General features: G+C 73.7%; 23 protein-coding genes. 9 read left to right on the top strand and 14 right to left on the bottom strand.

Features of this window, described 5'->3' with window-relative positions:
* Window positions 1-14: 14 nt before the first annotated feature.
* The 8 genes from ADEH_RS01455 to bcp all read right to left on the bottom strand — a co-directional run bounded on the left by ADEH_RS01455 (window position 15) and on the right by bcp (window position 7,006).
* Window positions 15-218: a hypothetical protein gene (locus ADEH_RS01455; protein ID WP_011419341.1), complete on the bottom strand. Its 204-nt coding sequence runs from the start codon at window positions 216-218 to the stop codon at window positions 15-17.
* A gap of 11 nt (window positions 219-229) precedes the next feature.
* A complete protein-coding gene (frr, locus tag ADEH_RS01450; protein WP_011419340.1) occupies window positions 230-796 on the bottom strand; it encodes a ribosome recycling factor in 567 nt (188 codons plus the stop codon).
* A gap of 19 nt (window positions 797-815) precedes the next feature.
* Window positions 816-1,571, bottom strand: coding sequence for a UMP kinase (gene pyrH, locus ADEH_RS01445; RefSeq protein WP_011419339.1), 756 nt, complete (start codon window positions 1,569-1,571; stop codon window positions 816-818).
* Between the two features lie 71 nt (window positions 1,572-1,642).
* Window positions 1,643-3,292, bottom strand: coding sequence for a polynucleotide adenylyltransferase PcnB (gene pcnB / locus ADEH_RS01440; RefSeq protein WP_011419338.1), 1,650 nt, complete (start codon window positions 3,290-3,292; stop codon window positions 1,643-1,645).
* A gap of 161 nt (window positions 3,293-3,453) precedes the next feature.
* Window positions 3,454-4,314: a ribonuclease HII gene (locus ADEH_RS01435; RefSeq protein WP_420042226.1), complete on the bottom strand. Its 861-nt coding sequence runs from the start codon at window positions 4,312-4,314 to the stop codon at window positions 3,454-3,456.
* 1 nt (window position 4,315) lies between these two features.
* Window positions 4,316-5,158, bottom strand: a complete 843-nt coding sequence (locus ADEH_RS01430; RefSeq protein ID WP_011419336.1) for an Fpg/Nei family DNA glycosylase — start codon at window positions 5,156-5,158, stop codon at window positions 4,316-4,318.
* Window positions 5,159-5,173: 15 nt separating this feature from the next.
* On the bottom strand, window positions 5,174-6,487 hold the full coding sequence (locus tag ADEH_RS01425; protein WP_011419335.1) for an RsmB/NOP family class I SAM-dependent RNA methyltransferase: 1,314 nt from the start codon (window positions 6,485-6,487) through the stop codon (window positions 5,174-5,176).
* Window positions 6,488-6,550: 63 nt separating this feature from the next.
* A complete protein-coding gene (bcp, locus tag ADEH_RS01420) occupies window positions 6,551-7,006 on the bottom strand; it encodes a thioredoxin-dependent thiol peroxidase (RefSeq protein WP_081436889.1) in 456 nt (151 codons plus the stop codon).
* A 126-nt stretch (window positions 7,007-7,132) separates the two neighbouring features.
* On the opposite strand from bcp, the gene ADEH_RS01415 reads away from it, so the two are divergent.
* The 3 genes from ADEH_RS01415 (at window position 7,133) to tsf (ending at window position 10,267) form a co-directional block, all read left to right on the top strand.
* A complete protein-coding gene (locus ADEH_RS01415; protein ID WP_011419333.1) occupies window positions 7,133-8,197 on the top strand; it encodes a competence protein CoiA family protein in 1,065 nt (354 codons plus the stop codon).
* Window positions 8,198-8,559: 362 nt separating this feature from the next.
* A complete protein-coding gene (rpsB, locus tag ADEH_RS01410; protein ID WP_012524361.1) occupies window positions 8,560-9,504 on the top strand; it encodes a 30S ribosomal protein S2 in 945 nt (314 codons plus the stop codon).
* 103 nt (window positions 9,505-9,607) lie between these two features.
* A complete protein-coding gene (gene tsf, locus ADEH_RS01405; RefSeq protein ID WP_011419331.1) occupies window positions 9,608-10,267 on the top strand; it encodes a translation elongation factor Ts in 660 nt (219 codons plus the stop codon).
* 212 nt (window positions 10,268-10,479) lie between these two features.
* On the opposite strand, the gene ADEH_RS01400 is transcribed toward tsf, so the two are convergent.
* Window positions 10,480-11,271: a hypothetical protein gene (locus ADEH_RS01400; RefSeq protein ID WP_011419330.1), complete on the bottom strand. Its 792-nt coding sequence runs from the start codon at window positions 11,269-11,271 to the stop codon at window positions 10,480-10,482.
* A gap of 22 nt (window positions 11,272-11,293) precedes the next feature.
* Window positions 11,294-14,674 carry a TonB-dependent receptor gene (locus ADEH_RS01395; protein ID WP_011419329.1) on the bottom strand — a complete coding sequence of 1,127 codons (3,381 nt, stop codon included), beginning with the start codon at window positions 14,672-14,674 and terminating at the stop codon, window positions 11,294-11,296.
* A 511-nt stretch (window positions 14,675-15,185) separates the two neighbouring features.
* Between ADEH_RS01395 and ADEH_RS01390 the strand changes: the two genes are divergently transcribed.
* From ADEH_RS01390 to ADEH_RS01375, 4 genes are read left to right on the top strand one after another with little or no spacing between them, the layout of a single operon-like run.
* Entirely contained in the window at window positions 15,186-15,932 is a 747-nt protein-coding gene (locus ADEH_RS01390; protein WP_041453254.1) for an energy transducer TonB, read from the top strand.
* A 52-nt stretch (window positions 15,933-15,984) separates the two neighbouring features.
* Window positions 15,985-16,743 carry a MotA/TolQ/ExbB proton channel family protein gene (locus ADEH_RS01385; RefSeq protein ID WP_011419327.1) on the top strand — a complete coding sequence of 253 codons (759 nt, stop codon included), beginning with the start codon at window positions 15,985-15,987 and terminating at the stop codon, window positions 16,741-16,743.
* A 35-nt stretch (window positions 16,744-16,778) separates the two neighbouring features.
* Entirely contained in the window at window positions 16,779-17,198 is a 420-nt protein-coding gene (locus ADEH_RS01380; RefSeq protein ID WP_011419326.1) for an ExbD/TolR family protein, read from the top strand.
* 2 nt (window positions 17,199-17,200) lie between these two features.
* On the top strand, window positions 17,201-17,647 hold the full coding sequence (locus tag ADEH_RS01375) for an ExbD/TolR family protein (protein ID WP_011419325.1): 447 nt from the start codon (window positions 17,201-17,203) through the stop codon (window positions 17,645-17,647).
* 82 nt (window positions 17,648-17,729) lie between these two features.
* Here the strand turns inward: ADEH_RS01375 and ADEH_RS01370 are convergent, their stop codons facing one another.
* Complete coding sequence (locus ADEH_RS01370; protein ID WP_011419324.1) at window positions 17,730-18,668, bottom strand: RluA family pseudouridine synthase; 939 nt, start codon at window positions 18,666-18,668, stop codon at window positions 17,730-17,732.
* 209 nt (window positions 18,669-18,877) lie between these two features.
* Between ADEH_RS01370 and ADEH_RS01365 the strand changes: the two genes are divergently transcribed.
* Window positions 18,878-19,447 carry a fumarate hydratase C-terminal domain-containing protein gene (locus ADEH_RS01365; RefSeq protein ID WP_011419323.1) on the top strand — a complete coding sequence of 190 codons (570 nt, stop codon included), beginning with the start codon at window positions 18,878-18,880 and terminating at the stop codon, window positions 19,445-19,447.
* On the opposite strand, the gene ADEH_RS01360 is transcribed toward ADEH_RS01365, so the two are convergent.
* Window positions 19,444-20,043 (bottom strand): hypothetical protein, encoded by a 600-nt coding sequence (locus ADEH_RS01360; RefSeq protein ID WP_011419322.1) that lies wholly within the window; start codon window positions 20,041-20,043, stop codon window positions 19,444-19,446. The two genes, ADEH_RS01365 and ADEH_RS01360, sit on opposite strands and share 4 nt — an antisense overlap.
* Before the next feature lie 129 nt (window positions 20,044-20,172).
* Between ADEH_RS01360 and ADEH_RS01355 the strand changes: the two genes are divergently transcribed.
* Window positions 20,173-20,484, top strand: coding sequence for a hypothetical protein (locus ADEH_RS01355; RefSeq protein WP_011419321.1), 312 nt, complete (start codon window positions 20,173-20,175; stop codon window positions 20,482-20,484).
* 24 nt (window positions 20,485-20,508) lie between these two features.
* Here the strand turns inward: ADEH_RS01355 and ADEH_RS01350 are convergent, their stop codons facing one another.
* Window positions 20,509-21,072, bottom strand: a complete 564-nt coding sequence (locus ADEH_RS01350) for a YhbY family RNA-binding protein (protein ID WP_011419320.1) — start codon at window positions 21,070-21,072, stop codon at window positions 20,509-20,511.
* 12 nt (window positions 21,073-21,084) lie between these two features.
* Window positions 21,085-22,902, bottom strand: coding sequence for a J domain-containing protein (locus ADEH_RS01345; protein ID WP_011419319.1), 1,818 nt, complete (start codon window positions 22,900-22,902; stop codon window positions 21,085-21,087).
* Between the last annotated feature and the right edge of the window lies 1 nt (window position 22,903).

Raw genomic sequence — 22,903 nt, 5'->3', positions numbered from 1 at the left:
GCCCCGGGCCGCGCTCACCAGAACCCGAGCAGCGCCGCGGCGACCAGCCAGAGCGGCGCGCCGGCGAGCAGCAGGAGCACCCAGGCGGCGGACAGCGCCCGCCGGCGGCGGGCCGGGAGGTCGGGCCGGGCGGCGAGCGCGCGCACCGCGCCCGCGGCGAAGCCGAGCGCGAGCAGCGGGCCGAGCAGCAGGAGGAGCGCGGCGGGGGAGCGGGCCACGGCGCGCCCGCTCAGACCTGGAGGACGTCCTTCTCCTTGGCGGCGACGATCTCGTCGATCTTCTTCACGCCGTCGTCGGTCTCCTTCTGCATCTTCTCGAGCGCCTTCTCGGCGTCGTCGCCCGAGATGTCGCCGTCCTTCTCCGCGACCTCGATGAGCTCCTTCGCCTCGCGGCGCACGTTGCGCACGGCGATCTTGTGCTCCTCGCCCTTGTGCTTCACCTGCTTCACGATCTCCTTGCGGCGCTCCTCGGTGAGCGCGGGGATCGGGACGCGGACGAGGTCCTTGTCGCTCATGGGGTTGAGGCCCAGGTTCGCCTCCCGGATCGCCTTCTCGATCGGCGGGATCATCGACTTCTCCCAGGGCTTCACCACGATGAGCCGCGCCTCGGGCACGGACATCGTCGCCACCTGGTTCAGCGGCGTGGGCGTGCCGTAGTAGTCCACCCGGACGTTGTCGAGCAGGTGGAGCGAGGCGCGCCCGGTGCGGACCGCCGAGAGGTCGGTGCGGAGCTGGTCGAGCGTCTTGAGGATTCGCCCGTGCAGGTCGCCGAGGATGTCGTCTGCGATGGTGCCCATGGCCGTCTCCTTGCCGCGGCTACGCGTTGCGGGCGCTGGGGCGCCCCACGGTGGTCCCGATCTCCTCGCCGAGCACGACCTTGCGCACGTTCCCGCGCTGGGTGAGGTCGAACACGACGATGGGGAGGTCGTTGTCCATGCAGAGGCTGATGGCGGTGGAGTCCATCACCTTCAGGTTCTTCTTCAGGACGTCGATGTAGCTGAGCTGCTTGAACTTGGTCGCCGCCGGGTTCTTCTTCGGATCGTCGGTGTAGACGCCGTCCACCTTGGTCGCCTTGAGCAGCACGTCCGCGTGGATCTCCATGGCGCGGAGCGAGGCGGCGGTGTCGGTGGTGAAGTAGGGGTTGCCGGTGCCGGCGGCGAAGATCACCACCCGCCCCTTCTCCAGGTGGCGGATGGCGCGGCGGCGGATGTACGGCTCGGCCACCTGGTGCATCTCGATGGCGGACTGCACGCGGGTCGGCACGCCGATCTTCTCGAGCGCGTCCTGCAGCGCCATCGAGTTGATCACCGTGGCGAGCATGCCCATGTAGTCGGCCGAGGAGCGGTCCATCCCCTCGGTCGCGCCCGACACGCCGCGGAAGATGTTGCCGCCGCCGATGGTGAGCGCGACCTCGACGCCGAGGTCCACCACGTCCTTCACGTCGTGGGCGATCGAGGTGAGGGTCTTCGGCGAGATGCCGTACTTGCCGTCGCCCATGAGCGCCTCGCCCGAGAGCTTGAGCAGGATGCGCTGGTAACGGGCCTTCGGGTTGGAGGCTTTCTCGCTCGCCATGGTCGGCGGGTTGTACCGGGTGCCGTGGGGTCGGTCAAGGCGGCGGTGTTGCGGAGGATTCCCCCGCGCGCTCACCCTTGCCCGCCGGCCTCGGCGGGCGGCACCTGCGCGCCCCCGTCCGGCCCGGACGCCCCGGCCCCGCGGCGGCGGCGGCGCTTCCCGCCCCGGCGGCGGCGCCTGCGGCGCCCGCCCTGCGACGCCTCGCCCTCCCCGGCGTCGCCGGCGGCCGAGGACTCGACCTCGCGGACCTCCTCGCCCGCCTCGTCGGCGGCCTCGGCGGCCTCGACCGGGATCACCACCTCGCGCACCGCGCCCTCGTCGCGGTCGGGCCGGCGCGGCGCCGCGCCCTCGCGGCGGTGGTCGCGGCGGTCCTCGCGCGGGCCGGCGCGGCCCGGGCGCTCCGCCGCCGGATGGGCGTGCGGCGCCTCGGCCGTCCAGCGCTCCAGCGCCTCGCCGCCGCTGCCGGTGGCGCGCACGCGGATCTCGAGGAGCTGCAGCGCGTCCTGGAAGTAGGTCTGGCCGGCCGGGCCGCGCCCGCGGCGCCGCCGGCGCTTGCCCGGCTCCTCGAGCTGCCGCTGCGCCTGCAGCGCGAGCCGGATGCGCTCGGCCACCTTGCGCGGCAGCCGGGCCGTCTGGACGAGCGAGGCGAGGAACGCGTCGGCCTCGTCCCAGCGCGGCGCGCCGGCGTCCGCGTCCGGGCGGCCGGCGCGGGGCGCGTCGGCGCCGAGGTGCATGAGCAGCGCGCCGAGCAGCACCGCCTCGGAGACCTCCGCGCCGGAGCGGACCAGCCGGTCGAGCGCGGCGAGGTGCGCGAAGAACGCGCGGCGCCGCCCGTCGTCCCAGGTCTCGAGCGCCGCGCCGAGCGCGGGCAGGATCACCGGCAGCGCGCCGCAGGCGCGCAACAGCTCGAACGCGCGGGCCGACCCGCCGCAGCGGAGCAGCTTGAACGTCTCCTCCAGCACCCGCGCCGGCGCGCAGCGCGCCAGCTCGCCGGCCGTCCGCCGCATCGCCTCGAACGTGTCCGGCGCGATGGTGAACCCGAGGCGCGCCGCGAACCGGACCGCGCGCAGCGCCCGCACCGGGTCCTCGCGCATGCGGATCTCGGGATCGCCGATGGTCGAGATCCGGTGCGCCTCGAGGTCGGCGCGCCCGCCCACGTAGTCGATCACCTCGCCGGTGGCGACGTCGTAGAACAGGCCGTTCACGGTGAAGTCGCGGCGGACCGAGTCCTCCTCGGCCGTGCCGAAGACGTTGTCCCGGGTGATGAGCAGGTCGCCCTCGCCCTCGCCCACGTCCTCGGCGACGTCGGTCGGGTTCTTCCGGAAGGTGGCGACCTCGATCACCTTGCCGGCGCGGAAGTACACGTGCGCCAGGCGGAAGCGGCGGCCGATGAGGCGGCAGTTGCGGAAGATCGCGCGGACCTCGCCGGGGTGGGCGTCGGTCGCGACGTCGAAGTCCTTGGGGGTCGCGCCGAGCAGCAGGTCGCGGACGCAGCCGCCCACCAGGTAGGCCTGGTGGTGCATGTGCCGCAGCCGCGCGATCACCTTCAGCGCGTCGCCGTCGAGGCGATCGACGGGGATCTCGGGCGGGTGCTCCGGCGGCGGGGCTTCGGGGGGATCGAGCGCCAGGCCCGGCGGCGGGCGGCGGTCTCGGTTCTCTTCGAGGTCTTCTGCGGGGTACGCCGGACGGAAAAGGTCGTTCTTCGTGGATGGCTCGTGCATGCGTTCGCCGGATCGGGGGGCGCCCTCGCCGGGGGAAATCCCGGGTCGGAGGGAAGCGCGCCTGCACCGTCGGGCTCGTCCTCGGGGCTGGTTCTAGCGATTACCCGCGGTTACGTCAAATACAGTTCCGGCGGAGGCGGGCGGGCCGCGCCCCGTCGCCCTCAGTCGTCCTCCGCGACGGCCGCCTCCGCCAGCGCGAACAGGTCGCCCTGCGCCGGCTCGAGGCCGAGCGCCACGCGCACCGGCGCGAACGACCGCCGGTGGATGGGGCAGGCGCCCAGGCGCCCGAGCGCGTCGAAGTGCTCGGCGGTGGGGTAGCCCTTGTGCCGCGCGAACCCGTAGCCCGGGTGCGCGAGGTCCAGCTCCGCCATGAGCGCGTCGCGCGCGGTCTTCGCGAGGATGCTGGCCGCGGCGATGGTGAGCGAGAGCGCGTCGCCGTGCACGATGGGCGTCTGCGGGAACGGCAGGTCCGGCAGCTTGCGCGCGTCCACCAGCAGGTGCTCCGGCCGCGCCGAGAGCCCGTCCACCGCGCGCCGCAGCGCCAGCATGCCCGCCCAGTAGACGTTCAGCCGGTCGATCTCCTCCACCTCGGCGCGCGCCACCGCCCAGCAGACCGCGTTCCGCTTGATGTCCTCGGCCAGCCGCTCGCGCTCGGCGCGGTCGAGCTGCTTCGAGTCGTCGATGCCGCGCGGCCGGTAGTCGCGCGGGAGCACGCAGGCGCCGGCCACCACCGGCCCGGCCAGCGGGGCCATGCCGGCCTCGTCCACCCCGGCCACGTGCACGAGGCCGCGCTCCCAGAGCTCCGCCTCGTAGCGGAGCAGGTGGCGGAGCCGCTGGCCCTCGGCCCGGTTCTCGCGGCGCCGCTTGCGCACGAGGCGCAGCACCTCGCGCGCGCCGGCGCGCGGGTCGGCCTCGAGCGCCGCCTCGCACGCGTCGCCCAGCGCCTCGCCGCGGTCGAGGAGCCGCGTGCGCAGCTCGGCGACGGACAGGCGGGCGAGGTCCTCGGGGCGCATCGCCCGCAGTCTACCGCTGGCAGCGGGGGCAGAAGAAGGTGGAGCGCTGCGCCTGCACGATGCGCCGGATGGGCGAGGTCCGGCCCGCCCTCCGGCAGCGCGGGCAGGGCTCGCCCTCGCGCGCGTACACGAGGAACGGGTTCTCCGCCCCGGGCTCCTCGACGTAGGTGATCTCCGGCCCGTCCTCCGCGTCGAGCGTCATGCGGAAGGAGGCCAGGATGCCGGCGGCGAGCGCCTTCGCCCCGGCGCGCGACAGCGTGCGCGACGGCCGGCGCGGGTCGAGGCGGGCCCGGTAGCAGGCCTCGCTGGCGTGGATGTTCCCGACGCCGGGCAGGAGCCGCTGGTCGAGGAGCTTCACCTTCAGCGGCAGGCGGCTCGCCGCGAGCGCGCCGGCGAGCGCGGCCGGGTCGATGCCGTCCTCCAGCGGATCCGGCCCGAGCGCCGCGACCTCCGGCACCTCGTCGAAGCGCGCGCCCGGCACGGTGCGGAGCCGGCCGAACAGGCGCGAGTCCTGGAAGTGCAGCACCCCGTCGCCCTCCAGGCGCAGCCAGGCCCGCGCGTGGCGCGGCGCCGGATCGCCCGCGGCGCGGAGCACCCACTTGCCGGTCATGCCCAGGTGCGCGAGCAGCCCGACCGGCGCGCCGCCGCGCTCGAGCGAGACGAGCAGGTGCTTGCCGATGCGCCGGATGCCGGCGAAGCGGGCGCCCTCCACCGCGCGGGCGAACGCGGCCGGCGTCGCCGGGCGGAAGATCCGGCGCGCGCGGGGATCCCAGCCGACCTCCTCGACGCGGCGGCCCTCGGCCCAGCGCCGCAGGTTCCGCGCCGCGATCTCGACCTCGGGGAGCTCCGGCATGCGCGAGGTCCCCGGCTACGCGCGCTTCGCGAACGCCGCGAAGAAGAAGCCGTCCGTGCCGTGGCGGTGCGGGTACAGCGCGCAGCGGCTCTCGGACGCGCCGAGCGCGCGGGCCCGCTCCGCGCCCAGGAACGGCGCGAGCGGCGCGGGCGCGAGGCCGAGCTCGCGCTCGGCGAAGTCGGCGACGTCGTCGTTCTCGGTCCGGCCCATGGCGCAGGTGGCGTAGACGATCCGCCCGCCGGGCCGCGCCAGGCGCGCGAACCGGCCCAGCAGCTCCCGCTGGATCGCGGCGAAGCGCTCCGGGTCGCCGGGCTGGAGGCGCCAGCGCGCGTCGGGCTTGCGCCGCAGCGTGCCGAGGCCGCTGCAGGGCGCGTCCACCAGCACCACGTCCGCCTTGCCGGCGAGGTCGGTCAGCGCCGCCTCGGCCTCCGGGCCGGCCGGGAGGACGCGGGTCCGGAGGTTGTGCACGTGGGCGCGGCGGGCGCGACGGCGCGCGTCCTCGAGCCGGCCCGCGTCGCTGTCGAGCGCGTGGAGCGAGCCCTTGTTGTGCATCTCGGCGGCGAGCGCGAGCGACTTGCCGCCGGCGCCGGCGCAGGCGTCCACCACCACCTGACCCGGGCGGGCGCCGCAGGCGAGCGCGATGAGCTGGCTGCCCTCGTCCTGGATCTCGAACCCGCCGGTGCGGAACGCCTCCAGCGCGAACGCGTTCTGGTGGCCGTCCAGCGTGAGCCCCCACGGCGAGAACCGGGTCTGCTCCGCCGGCACGCCCTCGGCGGCGAGCGCCGCGCGGAGCGCCTCCCGGTCGCCGGCGAGCGCGTTCGCGCGCACGGTGAGCGGGGCCCGGCGGTTCAGCACCGCCGCGAGCGCGCGCGCCTCGGCCTCGCCCAGCTCCGACACCAGCCGCTCGGCGATCCAGCGCGGCAGCGACGCCTCCACGGCGAAGCGGTCCAGCGGATCCGCGATGGCCGCGATGCGGGCGTCCGCCTCGGCGAGCCCGGCGAGCGCGCGGGGCGCGGCGCCGAGCCGCGCCGCCGCCTGGGCCGGCCCGACCCCGGCCCCCCGCACCAGCCAGGCGGCGTAGCGGGTGGCGAGCGGCGGGCTGCCGCCGAGCAGGAAGTCGAGCTGCCCCTGCGAGCGCAGGATCCCGTAGACCGCCTCCGCCACCGCGCGGCGCTCGTTCGCCCACAGCGCGCGCTCGCGCCGGAGCACGCGCTCCAGCGCCCGGTCGGCGAGCCAGCCCTGGTCGTGCACGAGGCCGTGCACCTCGAGCACCAGGGCGTCCACGAGGTCGTTGCGCGGCGGGCGCTGCGGATGGGGCTTCCGGGTCATGGCGTGCGCCCGCGGGCGCCTCCCTCCCGCGCACGGGACGGAGGCGGCGCGGCCGCGCGGAATCTACAGGCTCTCGAGCACGCTGGCCACGTGCCCGTCCACCTTGACCTTCGGGAACACCTGCTCGACCTTGCCGTCCGGCCCGACGACGACGGTGGTCCGCTCGGTCCCCATCACCTTCTTGCCGTACATGTTCTTCTCCTTCCAGACGCCCCAGGCCTGCTGCACGGCCGTGTCGGCGTCGGAGAGGAGCGGGAACGGCAGCCCGAGCTTCTCCTTCCACTTCTTCTGCGCGGCGGGCGCGTCCTTCGAGATGCCCACCACCGCGACCTTCTTCTTCGTGAACGCATCGACTTCGTCCCGGAAGTCGCTGGCCTCCTGCGTTCAACCCGACGTGTTGGCCTTGGGGTAGAAGAACACCACCACGCGCTTGCCCTTGAACGACGAGAGCTTCACCACGTTCCCGTCCTCGTCGGGCAGCGCGAAGTCCGGCGCCTTCTTGCCGACCTCGAGTGCCATGGATTTCTCCCTCCGTGAACCATCCGGCGCGGGGCGCGCCGCCGCGCCATCCCTACCGCGCGGGCGCGGCGCCCGCAGGAGCCCGGGAGGGGATCCGGGCCCGGTTCTCGGCTAGGTTCTCGTCCCGTGCCGCGCCGCCGCCCCGCCTCGCCTCGAACCCGCCCCGGCCATCCGGCCGCGGCGGCGGGCGAGGTGCGCGCGCCGGTGCGCGCCGGCGCGCGGGGGGACGTCCTGCTCGCCTGGGCGCGGGATCGCGACGGCCGCAAGGTGAACGCCGGCCGGCTCGACCCGGCCGACCGGCGCCGGCTGGCCCCGTTCACCTGCCTCGGCTGCGGCGAGCCGCTCGTCCCGCACCTCGGCCGCGTGCGGGCGCGCCACTTCGCGCACGCGCCCGGGTCGGCCTGCCCGCTCACCGCGCCGGAGACGGCGCTCCACCTCGACGCGAAGGAGCGCCTGCTCGCGCTCTGCGCCGAGGCGTTCGAGCGGCGTCGCACCGTGACCGTGCTGGCGCGCTGCCCCTCGTGCCGCCGCCTCGCGCCGCGCGACCTCGCCGCCGAGGGGGACGCCGCCGCCGCGGAGGGCGCGGTCGGCCCGCTGCGCGCCGACGTGCTGGTGCTGCGCGCCGGGCGGCCGGCGCTCGCGATCGAGGTCCTGGTCACGCACGCCGTGGAGGCGGAGAAGGAGGCGGCGCTCGCCGCGGCCGGCGTGCCGGCGGTGGAGATCGACGCGCGGGAGGAGTGGGAGCGGGCGGAGGCGGACGGCGCGGTGGCCATCGTCCCGGTCCGCTCGCTCGGCTTCCCGGCGTGTCCTGCGTGCGCGGCGGGCGCCCGCGCGGACGCGGACCGGGCGCTCGGCGGCGAGGCGGCGGAGATCGCGGAGCTCGAGGCATACCGCGCGCGCGGGCTGCTCGGCCCCGCGCTCCGGGCCCCCGCCGTCGCCGGCCCGGGGGCCGCCCCCGGGGACGCCCCGCCGCCCGCCGACGCGCCCTTCTCCGAGGCGGAGCGGGCGGATCTCCTCGCCCGCTTCGCCTGCCCGGACTGCGGAGGCAGCGCGATCGCGTTCGGCGCCCGGATCGCCCGCCACCCCTGCCCCGGCCGGCCGACGCGCCCGATCGCCTGGCGCGGCTACGACGGCGCGCGGATCGAGCTCACCTGGTGGAAGCGGCCCGCCGGCCCGCCGCCGCGGCGGTGACCGCCCGCAAGGTCCCGTCCTGACCGGGCTTTTCGGGACCGGGCGCCCGCCCGGCATGGACCGTGCCGAGCTTGAATCGGGCCCCGCTCTGTGTTAGATGACCGCTCCCCGTCGCCTGGGTTGGCGGCGGGCGCCCGCGAGGGCGGAAACGCAGCAAATTCACACACCCCTCCGCATCGGCGCGCTCCGGTGCTCCGTCGAGACGGCCCGCACGGCGTCCGGCGGGCGTACGGCGCGCCGCTCCAGGCGGGGTGGCGGAACAACCGGAGAAGACCATGGAAACGCAGGAGACGCAGCAGCAGCCCGCGGCCGCCGTGCCGCCCCCGGCCGCCCCCGAGACGGCCACCCCCGCGCCCGACACGATGGCCGCCGCGCTCAGCCAGGGCGGCACCGCCATCACCATGAAGGCGCTGCTGGAGGCCGGCGTCCACTTCGGCCACCAGACCAAGCGCTGGAACCCGAAGATGAAGCCGTTCATCTTCGGCGCGCGCAACGGCATCTACATCATCGACCTGCAGAAGACGGTCGGCCTGGCCCGCAACGCGCTCCGCTTCGTGTCCGACTCGGTCGCGAAGGGCGGCTCGGTGCTGTTCGTGGGCACGAAGAAGCAGGCGCAGGACGCCATCCGCGAGGAGGCCTCCCGCTCCGGCCAGTTCTTCGTCACGAACCGCTGGCTGGGCGGCACGCTGACCAACTTCAAGACGGTGAAGCAGGGCATCGACCGGCTGAAGACCATCGAGAAGATGGCGGCCGACGGCACCTACGAGCGCCTCCCGAAGAAGGAGGTCGCCCAGCTCGAGCGCGAGCGCGAGAAGCTGGAGAAGAACCTGGGCGGCATCAAGGAGCTGTCCCGCCTGCCGTCCGCGCTCTTCGTGATCGACACGAAGAAGGAGCACATCGCGGTGCACGAGGCGAACCGCCTCGGCATCCCGGTGGTCGCGGTGGTGGACACGAACTGCGATCCCGAGGGCATCGACTACGTGATCCCCGGCAACGACGACGCGATCCGCTCGATCCGCCTGTTCACCGGGAAGGTCGCGGAGGCCTGCATCGAGGGCAAGGGCCGCTACTCGGCCTGGGTCGCCGAGCACGGCGGCCACGACGAGCGCCGCGAGCAGGAGGACCGCGACGCGGCCAGCGAGCGCGGCCACAAGGATCGCCGCGATCGCCGCGACCGCCGCGGCGGGCCGCGTGAGCGCCGCGAGCCGCGCGAGGACCGCGCCGCCGCCAGCGCGAACGTCGAGGTGGTGCGCAAGGGCGAGGTCGCCCCGGCCGCCGCGCCCGAGGCCGCTCCGGCGAAGGAGTAGCCGCCCCCGCCCGCGCGCTGCGCGGGTGCTTCGCTTCCCGGGGGCGGGCCCACCAGGCCCGCCCCCATCCTTTTACGTAAAGAGCACAGACAGGAGACGGTTCGTGGCCGAGATCAGCGCGAAGATGGTGCAGGAGCTCCGGGAGAAGACCGGGGCCGGGATGATGGACTGCAAGAAGGCCCTCACCGAGGCGGGCGGCGACCTCGTCAAGGCCGAGGAGGTCCTCCGGAAGAAGGGGCTCTCCGCCGCGGCCAAGAAGACCGGCCGCGCCGCCACCGAGGGCGCCGTCGCGAGCTACATCCACATGGGCGGCAAGATCGGCGTCCTCGTCGAGGTGAACTGCGAGACCGACTTCGTGGCGCGCACCGAGGGCTTCCAGGGCCTGGTGAAGGAGATCGCCATGCAGATCGCGGCCGCCTCGCCGCGCTGGGTCCGGCGCGAGGAGGTCCCCGCCGACGTGGTCGCGAAGGAGCTGGAGATCGCGAAGGCGCAGGCCCGCGAGCAGAAGAAGCCCGAGGCCATCCTCGAGAAGATCGCCACCGGCAAGGTGGAGAAGTTCTACTCGGAGTTCTGCCTGATGGAGCAGGCCTGGGTGAAGGACGACAAGAAGAAGATCCAGGACGTGCTCACCGACGCGGTCGCGAAGATCGGCGAGAACATCCAGATCCGCCGCTTCGCCCGCTTCGTGCTGGGCGAGGGCCTGGAGAAGAAGCAGGAGAACCTGGCCGAGGAGGTCGCCAAGGCGGCCGGCCTGCAGAAGTAGCCCTCGCGCTCCTTCGTCGGCATCCGGGGCCCCGGTCCGCGTTCGCGGGCCGGGGCCTCGTCGTTTGCGGGGGACGGGCGGCTCGCGGGCGCGGGCCGCGCCTCGCGTACGGCGCGGTGGCCGAGGCGCCCGCCGGCAGGCGGGCGCCGGGCACGAAAAAGGGGAGCCGGCACGAATGCCGGCTCCCCGGGTGCTTCAGGCTGGCGACGAGGTTACGGCGCTGGCGGCTCCGTCGTGACGCTCACCGGGGCCGTCTCGAAGCTGGCGGCGGTGGCCGGGAAGCCGTTCGTGTCGGCGGTCACCTTGTACCACCAGGTGGAGCCCACCGCGACGCCGGCGTGGACGTACGGCGTCGTCGTCGCGACCGCCGTCCAGGTCCCGGGCGCGCCGCTGACGTCCGGCGCCTCCCAGAGCTGCACGTTGGTCATGTTGACGCCCGCATCGCTGAACTCGGTCGTGATCTCCGTCCCGGCGGTGTCCGACTGCGCCGCCGCGAGATCGTTCACGAACGCGTTCACGTCGATGGCGAGCGGGTGCCCCTGCTTGTCCGAGACCGTCCCGGCGAGGTTGAAGATGCCGGGTTCGAGCTCGGACAGGCTGAACCACGAGTCCACGGTGGAGATCGAGGGGCCGGGGTACAGCACGACCGAGGCGCCCTCGAACCCCGCCGGAGACTGCGGGTAGTAGCAGGACATCCAGTTACCGGGGCCGGCGCCGTTGACGGACAGCCAGTCGTTGGCCGGCGTGCAGTCGTCGGTGGTCGCCTGGATCGAGGCGCCGTCGAGCAGCTTGCCCGCGTTCACCTTCACGAACAGCACGAACGCGGACGGGGTCGAGATGGTCCAGCTCGTCCCCGTGTTCGTGCCCTCGTACGCGGTGCCGCTGTCGGATGAGATGACGTTGATGACCGATGGCACGCCCTTGTTCTCGTCCTCGTACGGATCGCAGGCCTGCAGGCCGGCGACCGCGATCAGCGTCAACGCGAGCTTGGTCAGCGTCTTCATGTTGGTCTCTCCTTGGCTCACGCTAGAAGCTGAGCGACAGGCCGAGGCGCAGCGACAGCGGCATCATGAACGACGCCGTGCCGGGAGCCGGCCGACCCCAGTTCGGATTGACGGTCACGTTACGGCCGTCGATCGTCTTGAGGTACTTGAGATCGGGGCAGGCCGACTGGAGCGCCTGCACCGGGTTGGCCTTGCCGACCGAGGACTTGTTCGAGCACTTCGCGCCGCTGATCGGCTGCGTCATGTCGAACGTGTAGTCCTGGTCCATGATCACGGCGTCCTCGCTGTTGAACACGTTGAAGACGTCCACCGTGAACTTCAGCGCGTACGGCGCCTTGATGACGTACTCGACTGCGCCGCGAAGGTCCACCTTGTTGGTCCAGGGCGACCGGCCGCCCATGCCGCGCGGCACGACGAACGTCTGGGAGACGTCGTACGAGTCGTTGTAGCCGGCCAGCGCGCTGACCGGGTTGCCGGACTGGCCGGTGTACGCGGCGCCGCCGGTGAGGCTGAAGCGCGGCGACGCGGCCCAGGTGTACGACCCGAAGAGCTTGATCTGGTGCGGACGGTCTCCGTACAGGTAGCCCTTCTGGTTCGTCATGATCGACGGGATGTCGTACTGGGAGGTGATGCCCGGGTCGAGCTGGTCGTCCTCGGGGCGGTACGGCCCCGCGTAGTTGCCGCGGAGCACCGAGTACGTGTAGGACGCCGACGCCTGCCAGCCGCGAGAGAAGTTCTTGCGGACGGAGAGCGTGACGCCGTCGTAGCTGCGCTCCGGCTTCGGGAACGGGATGACCATGACGCGGCCGGTGGCCGTGTCGGTCGCCGTCGGCGCAGACGGGTTGTACACGACGCCGTCGGAGCCCGTGAACTCGCCGCCCTTGGTCGGGTTGCCGATGTAGTACCCGAGGCCGTCGTTCGGGGACATGTCCTCGATGATGTCGCCCTGGCGGCGGCCGGCGTACTCGAGGCCGACGGACAGGTCGGACAGCACCTCGTACTCGATCTGGCCGCCGAACTGATCCACGTACGCCTGGGAGATGTCCGGCGACACCGGCGACGCAGCGGTGCCGGAGGTGCCGAACAGGAAGTTGCGGTTCCGGAGGTCGGCGCCGCCCTGCGCGTAGTTGCCGCCCCAGTTCGTCACGCCGCAGGCGGACGGGCTGAGCTGCCGGGTGTCGTAGCTCACGAGCGACTGATCGGTCGGGCTGGACATGCCGCCGCGGGTCGCGTTCCCGGGGATGGCGCAGCCAGGCGCGCCGCCCACGGTGCTCGTCGGCATGTAGTAGAGCAGCGAGCGCTCCGCACCGAAGGTACGGTCGCCGAGGTCGAGCGGCATCGCGTAGAAGAAGCGGCCCCAGCTACCGGCCACCTTGCCGCGGCCGCTGCCGGTGAAGTCCCAGATGGCCTGCACGCGGGGCGCCCAGCTGTTGTTGATCGTGAACCCGTTGGACGAGGGGTTGCTGATGTTGTTCAGCGACTGCCCCTCCCACCGGATGCCGTAGTTCAGGGTCACGTTCTGCGGCAGCTGCCAGCTGTCCTGCGCGAAGACGGCCGTGCTGTTCGTGCCGGCCGTGTTCTGCACGCGGGTGGCGAACACCACGTTGCCCGGAACGGTGCTCGTGCCGGTGATCGTGCCGCGGGAGGTCGGAATCAGGCCGTAGTTCGGATCGTCCGGGGGCACGTCCGGCGTGTTGACGTAGCCGTAGCCGCGGCGCGTGTAGATGATGCCGTTGCCGGTGGTGGCGTAGTAGTAGCCGCCCGCGTAGCGCTTGTCCTGCGCGAACGTGGAGCGCTCGAAGTCCACGCCGACCTTGGTGTTGTGCGAGCCGAGGAACTCGGACAGGTACGACGCCGACACGCGGGTGGCGAGGCGGTTCGACACCGCGTCGCTCAGGTAGCCGAGGCCGCCGATGTTGTAGAGGTTGACGCCGCAGCGGGCGTTCTGGTTGCCGTCGTTCGCGCACTCGTCGAGCTGCTCGAAGTTGGTGACCGGCGTCCGGAAGCGGAACTGCAGGGTCGGCGTGTTGAGCTGATCGACGCCGGCCTGCGTCTTGTCCTTCGGGGCGCTGCTGTTGTAGTGCCAGCCCGCCTGCGCCTCGACGATGAGCCGCTTCTCGAGGAACTTGCCGGCGTAGCGCAGGCTGCCGTCGAACGTGTTGCCGCTCTCGTCGAACGTGCGGCGGCTGGGGCCGCCGGCCATCGAGATGCTGGTCGCGCTGGTCGGCATGCCGACCGCGGACAGCGTCAGGTTGTTGTTCTCGTCGAGCAGGTAGGTCAGCTTGCCGACGTACTGGTAGGTGGTGCGGCCGGAGCGGTAGACCTTCTCAGTGCCCGGGACGATGTCCTGCTCGATGAGGCCGGAGGACTCGTTGACGACCGGGACCATCTCACCGGTGTCCGGGTCCGCCGCCAGCCGGTTCAGCTGGAGGAAGCGCTCGGTGTAGGTGCGGGTCACGATCGGCGCGACGCCGGCGTAGAACCACAGCTTGTCCTTCATGATCGGACCGCCGACCTCGAAGCCGAAGTCGAGGTCGTACGCGCCCTCGTTCGGCTTGCGGCGCCAGCCGATCGCCTCGCCGTTCGTGCCGGCGATCTTGCCGGTCGGGTCGATCAGCATGCGCGGGGTGAAGTCGGTGAACACCGACCCGTGGTACTCGTTCGAGCCGCTGCGGGTGACGACGTTCAGCACGCCGCCGGTGGTGCGGCCGTACTCCGGCTGGAAGCCGCCGGTCTTGACGTCGATCTCCTGCACGAAGTTGTTCTGCAGGGTCGGCGTGAGCGTCTGGGAGTTCGGGTTGCCGGCGAACGTGCCGTACACCGGGTCGGTCACGTTCAGGCCGTCCACGATGTACGAGTTCTCGGGCGACTGGGCGCCGGCGAAGCTGACACCGTAGGTGTCGGCCTGCGCCGTCGGGACGACGGTCGCCACGTTCTCGACCGAGCGCCCGACCGGGATGTTCGCCATGAACTCGCGGGAGACCACCGCGCCGCTCTCGGCGGCGCCGATGTTCACCACGGGTGCGGCGCCCGTCCGGACGACCTGCTCCTCCATCTGCACGGCCTCGGGGACCACCGCGATGTTGGCGCGGATGGTCTTGTCCGCGCGCATCGTGATGTCCGACCGCTCGGCGGGCTTGAAGCCCTCGAGCTGGACCGCCAGGGAGTACGCGCCAGGGGGGAGAAGGGTGATCCGGTAGTTGCCGTTCGCGTCGGTGACCGCCGTCTGCTCACCCTGGAGATTCGGGCTCCGCGCGACGATGACGGCACCTGCGACGGGCTTACCGGTCGACGCATCGGTCACCACACCGATGATCGTGCCGGTCGTTTGGGCGAACGCGACTCCCGCGAACAACAGCGCGAGCGGCGCGATCCGCAGGAGGCGCAGCAACTTCTTCCTCATGACTTCCTCCAGGGAGAGAGCACTCAGCCGCACCTGACGGCCTGACCTCCGAGCGGAGGGACTCCGCTCGGATGACCGACCGACGGGTCAATTGGTTGATGGTTCTAGGCTTCCGCTGTGAGGAATGTCAAGCAAGCGGCGGCTGTTATAAGGTTGTGTCGTGCGCGCCCCGCCGGGGGCGCAACACCCCACGGACACGGGACTTTTCGGACGCCGGCGGCCTGGATCCGACTTCGCCGGCAGCGATATCGCGACGAGCTGCGTCAATTTGCGCGTTGCACCAGAAACACGCAGGCGGGTGGCGCGAAACCGGGCACCATTGCGATCCGCCGGACGCAATCCCGCACCGAAGGTCGAACGCCATCCTTTAGATCGAGATCGCGGCGCCCCGGCCGACGCCGTCCCCCTCCCGAGGCGGCGATGGACAAGTATTGACAAGGGCTTGGAGGACGACTAGGTAGCGGTGCTTCTTTTCCCAGCCGATTCTCCCGTCAATACCAGCGAGCGGAACGTGTTCGACGAGGTCACCAAGCAAGAGGGCGGGAAGAACGCTGCGAAGCGGGCCGGCTACGTCTTCGGGTCGACCCTCTTCCAAGTCCTTCTCGTGTTCGCGATCATCACGGCGTCGGCCGCCATCAAGGCGAAGGTCATCGACGAGCCGGTGGTGGACGTGAAGTTCGTGAAGGCGGTCCCCCCGCCGCCGCCCCCCCCGCCGGCGCCTCCCCCGCCGGCCGCGCGCAAGCGGCCGCCGGACGAGAAGCCGCGGACCGATCTTCCCAAGCCGCCCCCGCCCACCGCGCTCCTGCAGCCGAAGGACGTGCAGGCGGAGATGAAGCCGCCCGATCCGAACGAGCCGCCCGAGCCGGAGTACGACTACGGCGACGCCGCGGCGGGCGAGGGCGTGGTCGGCGGCGTCGTGGGCGCGGCCCCGCAGCAGTCGCAGATCGAGGACGCGCCGGCCTACGCGACCGCGGGCTACAAGAAGCCGCAGATGGCGCAGCCCAACTGCGTCCAGAACTCGGTCCGCCTGCCCCGTGAGCTGATGGGCTACATCTCCGGCCCGATCACCGTGAAGTTCGCGATCGGCCGCGACGGTCAGCCGTCCCGCTTCGAGGCGATGACGAACGTCCCCGACAAGCGGATCGGCGACGCGATCTGGAACGCGGTGCAGTCGTGCAAGTGGATCCCCGGCGCCGACGCGCAGGGGCGCCCCACCGCGATCTGGGTGATCCTCCCGCTCCGCTTCACGGCCGGCTGATCCGCAGCACGCGTCTTCCGTTCGAAGTCCTTCTGCCTCCAAGGAGAGTTTCATGTCGCTTCAGGTGATCCAGACGCTCCAGCAGCTGGCCTCGGCCCAGGCCACCCCCGAGGTCTCGTTCGACCTCCTGCACATGTGGAAGACGATGGGCCCGTTCGCGAAGTTCATCGCGGGCGTCCTGGCGGTGATGAGCATCTACTCGCTCGGCGTGATGGCCGAGCGCCTCGTGACCTTCGCCCGCGCGCAGAAGGCCTCCCGGCAGTTCGCCGCCGCGCTGCGCGACCTGCTCCCGGCCGCGAAGTTCGGCGAGGCGGTCGAGCTCTCCCGCAAGCTGAAGCGCGGCCACCTGCCGAAGGTGCTCGGCCTGGCGATCGAGGAGTACAGCCACGGCGTCGAGGCGCTGCGCACCCACGGGCCGCGCGACGTCGGCCAGTTCGACGTGATCGCGGCGGTGAACCGCGCGGTGGAGCGCAGCTCGCTCCGCACCGTGAACGACCTGCGCCGCGGCCTGGGCGCGCTCGCGACCGTCGGCTCGACCGCCCCGTTCGTCGGCCTCCTCGGCACCGTGGCCGGCATCATCACGGCGTTCCAGGCGATGGCCGCCACCGGCTCCGGCGGTCTCGGCTCGGTGTCCGCCGGCATCGCCGAGGCGCTCGTGACGACCGCGTTCGGCCTCCTCGTCGCCATCCCCGCGGTGATGATGTTCAACTACCTCACCAACCGCGTCGAGGACATGCAGGTGGACATCACCGACTCGGCCACCGAGCTGATGGACTTCTTCATGAAGGAAGGCCGCGGCGAGGCGAAGTAGCGCTCCCCCCGAGGCCCGCGAAGGAGACCTGACCGATGTCCATGGACGTTGGCGGCAAGGGGGTGAAGAGCGAGATCAACGTGACGCCGCTCGTCGACGTCGTGCTGGTGCTCCTCATCATCTTCATGGTCATCACCCCGATGCTCCAGCGCGGCAAGCCCGTCGTCCTCCCGGACGCGAAGCACGTCTCGGCGCTGAAGCAGGGCGGTGACCCGATCCTCGTGTCGGTGACGAAGGACGGGAAGATCTGGATCGACAAGGAGGAGGTCCAGAAGGCGGACCTCTCCCAGATGCTCACCATCGCGATGCAGATGCAGCCCGGCGCGCCGGTGCTGGTGAAGGGCGATCGCGACGTGACCTACAAGACGATCCGCGAGATGATCTTCGAGATCTCGAAGACCCACCTCATGGGCGTCTCCCTCGCCGCGTCCCAGATCAAGGACAAGGAGAAGTAGCCATGGCGATGGGGCTCGGGTCCAAGCGACCCGTCACCGACATCAACGTCACGCCGCTCATCGACGTCGTGCTCGTGCTCCTGATCATCTTCATGGTGCTCACGCCGCTCGCGGAGAAGCAGAAGTTCATCCGCGTCCCGGAGTACCAGCCGGAGATGCAGCCGGTCCCGCCCGACTCGGTGCCGCCGGACCAGACGGTCCTCACCGCGCTCGGCAACGGCAACGTCCTCCTGAACAAGCAGGAGATGACGATCAACGACGCCATGCAGCGGCTGCACGTCGCCTACGACGGGCGCCCGTCCAAGGTGATGTTCTTCAACGCCGAGGACTCCGTCCGCTACGAGCAGGCCGTCAAGGTGCTCGACGCCGCCCACGGCGCCGGCGTGAACACCATCGGCATGATGACCGACCCGCCGCTCACCGGCGGCGCGGCGCCCGAGCAGCAGTAGGGCGATCGCGGTCGAGAGGTTTCGCGGAGGGCCGGCCGGACGCCGGCCCTCTTCGTTTTCCGGCCCTGCGGCGCGGCGCGGCTCAGCGCGCCGCCGGCAGCCGGGCCAGTACCGCCTCGAGCTCGGCCGGGAGCGGGCTCTCCACCGCCACCCGGCCACCGCCGTCCGGATCGTCGAACGCGAGCCGCCACGCGTGCAGGAACTGCCGCTCGAGGCCGGCGAGCTCGGCCGCGGCGCCCCCGTACAGCGCGTCGCCGGCCACCGGGTGGCCGAGCAGCGCCAGGTGCGCGCGGATCTGGTGCATCACGCCGGTGACGATGCGGACGCGCAGCAGCGTGTGCCCCGCGAAGCGCCGCTCCGGCTCGTAGTGGGTCTCGGCCGGCCGCGGGCGCAGGCCGCGGGCCCGGAGCCGCTCCTCGGCCTCGGCGTCCGGCGCCGGCAGCACCCGGCCGCCGCGCTGCGCGAGCGGGACGGAGCAGACGCCGCCGGCCGGCACCCGCCCCACCGCCAGCGCCAGGTAGACCTTGTCCACCGTGTGCGCGCCGAGCTGCGCGTGCAGCGCCTCCCAGGCCTCCGGATCGCGCGCGAACAGCACGCAGCCGCTCGTCTCGAGGTCGAGCCGCTGCACCGCCCCGCCCTCGCGCGGCTCCGGCGACGCCCCGGCGCACTCGGGGTGGCGCGCCGCGACCGCGTTCGCGAGGGTGCCGCCCTCGCCCGGCGCGAGCGGGTGGACCGCCACGCCGGCGGGCTTGTCCACCACCAGGTACCGCGGCCGCTCCAGCAGCACCGCGAGGGGCGCGTCCGGCTCGGGCTCCGGGGGGCCGGCCGGCAGCTCCACGTCGAGCTCCACCAGCGCGCCCGGGGCGGCCGGGTCCGAGGCGCGGGCCCGGCGCCCCCGCACCCGGACCTCGCCCAGCGCGAAGGCGCGCTTCACCGCGGCGCGGCCCAGGCCGAGCGCGTCGGCGAGCGCCCGGTCGAGGCGACCGGAGGCAGTGAGCGGCAGGCGGATCTCGCGTCTCATGCTCTCGAGCAACCCTCTCGTGCGGGGCCTTCGGGGCGCCCTCGCCCCGGTGCGCCGGCGTCGCCACGTTGAAGGAAGGGGTGCGGCGCGGCGATGCCCCGCTTGGAGATACCGCCCCGCCGCGCCGGACGGCAAGGGCCCGGCGCGCCGCCGGGCGTTATGGAAGCCGCCCCGGCCCGGACGGCGGACCGACGGTGAAGGGAGCCCGGATGCCGAAGACCCTCACGCTGCCGGCCCGGCCGGAGGACGTGCGCGGGCTCGCCGCGGGCGACGAGGTGCTGCTCCGCGGCCGCATCGTCACCGGCCGCGAGGCGGCGCACCGCTACCTCGCGGCGCACGACGATCCGCAGGTCCGGCGCTGGACCGAGGGCGCGGTGCTCTACCACTGCGGGCCGGTGGTGGCGCGCGCGCCCGGCGGCGGCTGGCGCTTCGTCGCGGCCGGGCCGAGCGCCTCCGGCGGGCACGAGCCGTGGGAGGCGGAGGTGATCGCGCGCTACGGGCTCCGCGGCGTGCTGGGGAAGGGGGGCATGGGCCCGCGCACGCTCGCGGCGCTCCGCGCGCACGGCGCCGTGTACCTGCACGCCGCCGGCGGCCTGGCCGTGTCGCTGGCGCGCCACGTGACGCGGGTGCTGGACGTGGCCCGGCTCGACGCGCTGGGCGTCACCGAGGCGATCTGGCTCGCCGAGGTGGAGGACTTCCCGGCGGTGGTGACCATGGACGCGCACGGCGAGACGCTGCACGCGCCCGGCGCCGAGCCCGGGACGCCCGCGCCCGGCTAGCCCGCCGGCTGGCCGCGGCGGCGCGCGCCGGCGCGCATCCGGACCAGGCCGTAGAAGAGCTGCTTCTCGGTGTAGAGCCGCCGCCCCGAGTACTCGCCGGCGCGGAACGACCCGGGCCGCTCCAGCCACATCCGCGCGCGCACCACTCCTTGGTGGGCAAACGGCGCGACCACGTCCTCCGGCGCCTGCGCCAGGTAGGCGCGGAGCAGGGTGCGGATCTTGCGGTTGTAGCGGGCGCGCGGGAAGCGCGAGTGCCGGCGGCCGCGGTGCAGGGTGCCGTCGAAGCGGTTCGACGCGTGGTACAGCTCGTGGAGGATGGTGCCGATCCGCTCCTCGGGCGTGGAGGCCAGGAACCACAGCGGCCGCAGCGTCACCACATACAGGATCTTCCGCCCCTTGATGCGCACCAGGGGCTTCACCGCCCCGCCCTCCCCGGCCCGGCGGCGCGTCGCGCCGAAGTGCGCCGGCCGGATGGTGGCCCGCGAGCTGCGCCGGGCCTCGCCGGCCACCACCAGCACGCGCGACGCGCGCACGTGGCCGAGCTCGGGCATCCGGAGCGCGACGTCGCGGATCAGCCGCTTCACGGCACGTGTCATGTTGACCCGGCGCACCACCGCGGAGCATGTCCGACCTTCGTCCACTGGACAAGCGGCGACCCGCTACCGCGGCCGTAACACGCACGGGCGTCTTGTCCCGTCCCCCGGGGGCTCGTAGCATGCGCCGCCATGTTCCCGCTCCTCGCGGCCGCAGCCCTCCTCCTCGCCTTCGCATCCTGGATCCGGTTTCGCCGCCTGGAGCAGGCGCTCGTCGGCGAGCTGGCGGCGCTCACGGCCCGCGTGAAGGACCTCGCCGAGCGCGTGGACGCCGCCGAGGCCGACGTGGGCCACGCGGTCACGCAGACCGAGATCGCGGAGAGCCTGCTGCTCGACAAGGGCATCGCCGAGCCGGAGGAGCTGGAGGCGCTCCGCCGCCGGGTGGACGAGGACGACGCGCCGGCGCCGGCGTACCAGCCCGAGCGCGACGGCGCGCTGCACTAGGCGCGCGCCGCGCGCCTCCCTCCGCTAGCGCTTCGTGCGCTTCGCGCGCGGCGCCGGCCGGCGCGTCGCGGGGCGCTTCCCGTTCGCGGGCGGGCGCCTCCCGTTCGCGGGCGCGCGCTTCCCCTTCGCGAGCGGGCGCTTCCCCTTGGCAGGCGCGCGCTGCTCCCTCGCGGCCGCGCGCGGCCCCCTCGTCGGCGCGCGCCTTCCCTTCCCGGGCGCGCGCCTCGGCTCCGGCCGCTCCGCCCGCTCCGCCGCGGCGCCCGCGGGCGCCGGCTCGAAGCGGGGCCGCTCCGGGTGCCGCCGGTACGCGAGCACGGTCCGGCCCAGCACCTGCGCGACCTGGACGTCCTCGGCGAGGAGCCGGTCGGCGATCTCGAGGCGGTCCTCGGGGCTCTCCGTCCCGACCTTCATCTTGACCAGCTCGTGCGCGAGGAGCGCCTCGTCGAGCTGGCGGAGGACCGCCTCGGTGAGCCCGTCCTTGCCAACCTGGACCACCGGCGAGAGGTGGTGGCCGGCGGCGCGCAGCGCGCGCCGCAGCGGGGAGGACGGCATGAGGGCGCGCTTCTTCGGGTTCGTGGGTGCGGGCATGGTCGTCGGATCCTACTTGCGGAGGTACTTCAGCTCGCGGGCGAGGTCGGCGTTGTCCGGCGCGGCGGCGAGCCCGCGGCGCAGGTGGCGCTCGGCGAGCGCGAGGTCGCCGAGCACCTTCGCCATCTGGCCGAGGAACAGGTAGCCGGGCGCGCAACGCGGGTTCTTCTTCAGGCCCGCCTCGACCGCCGCGGCGCTCTGCGCCTGCTGGCGCTTCTTGTCGTCGGCCCGGAGGAACTCGCACCAGGCCTTCCAGATGCCGAACTCCGGCTCCTCCGGGTTGAGCTGGAGCGCCTCCAGGAACTTCGCGAGCGCCTCGTCGTAGCGGCGCGCCTTCACGAGCTGGGTCCCGGTCTGGAACAGGTTCTCGGCCTGCAGGATGCCCATCACGTCCACCTCGGGCGCCCCGCCGCTCTGCAGCTCCTGCAGGTACTGCGCGCGGCGGGCCTCGTCGCCGAGCTCGGCCCAGGCGGCGCTCACCCGCCCGAAGAGGTCGGCGCAGAGCTTCCGCACGTCGGCCGGCGCGTCGGTGGGGATGGCGTCGGGGTGGTAGAGCTTCGCGAGCTGGAAGTAGGCGACCTTCACCTGCGCGGCGGGCGCGTCCCGCTTCACCCCCAGCACCTGGAAGTGATCGGCGTCCTGCAGCGAGGCGAGCGTGGCGCGCAGCGCGGCCGGCTCGAGCGCGGTGGCGCGGCGCACCGCGGCCGGGGCCGGGGTGGTCCGCGGCGCCGGGGCGGCGGCGACGGGGGGCGGGCGCGGCGGCGGGGGCCGGGGCGCAGCCGCGGCGGGCGCGGCGGCCGGGGGTGGCACCGGCGTGGGCGTGGGACGTGGCGTGGGCGTGGGCGTCGCCGCGCGCGCGGGCGGCGGGGCCACGCCGGGCGCGGGCGCGCGAGCCCTCCGCGGCGCGCCGAAGGCGAGCAGGTCGAGCTCGCCGAGCAGCAGCGACAGCCGCAGCACCGCGGCCGCGTCGGCGGGGCTCGCCGCCGCGATCTCGGCCGGGCTCCGCTCGCCATCGACGAGCGCCGCCGCGCGCGCCTCCTGCGGCGTGAGGCGCAGGTCCTCGATCCGCACCCGCCCCGCCATCCGCGAGGCGGCGCGCTCCTCGCGATCGCCGAGCCGCCGCTTCACCGCGGGGAGCTCGAGCGCGCGGACCGCCGCGCACAGCGCCGCGAACGGCGGGCCGAGCGGGAACCCGGACGGCGGCGGCCCGACCCCCGGCTCCCAGGCCCAGGTGCCGTCCTCGACCGCGAGCGCCCGCGCCACCAGCGCCAGCCCGTGCTCGGCGAGCAGCGCGGCCACGTCGCCCGGCGGGACGAGCCGCGCCCCGACCAGCGCCGCGGCGAGGTCGCCGCCGGCGGCGGCGCGCGCCGCCTCGGCCTCGACGAGCTGCTCGGGCCGCAGCACGCCCTTGCGGAGCAGGAAGCGGCCCAGGTCGTCGGCCGGGTCGGAGGACGCGGCGTGCTCCACCGCGCCGCGGCGGAACACGAGCGCGTAGGAGCGGCCCTCCGGCGCCAGCGTGAGCCGGCCGCTCGCCCGCGTCGCGGCCGCGAGGCCGTAGAGGCGCAGCGCGGAGTCGGCGGCGAGCGCGCCCTGGTGCGCGAGCCCGGCCGCGATGGCCGCGTCGGCGCCGACCTCGCGCGCCGCGAGGCCGTAGGTCGGCGCGGGCGGCGGCGGGGGCGGCGGACGCGCCGCCGGGGCGGCCGCGCGCGGCACCGCGGGCGGGCGGTAGCCGTCCGGCACGCGCTCGAGCCGCGGCGGGCCGGCCGGGACGTCCGGCCGGGTCCGCGGGGGAGGCGTCTCGCCGGGGGGCTTCGGGGGTGCGTCGCTCACC

Origin of the sequence: Anaeromyxobacter dehalogenans 2CP-C, assembly GCF_000013385.1 — a bacterium.
GTDB classification, from domain to species: domain Bacteria; phylum Myxococcota; class Myxococcia; order Myxococcales; family Anaeromyxobacteraceae; genus Anaeromyxobacter; species Anaeromyxobacter dehalogenans_B.
Note: the sequence above shows the minus strand (reverse complement) of the source record. Positions and strands in the feature narration are given on the sequence as shown.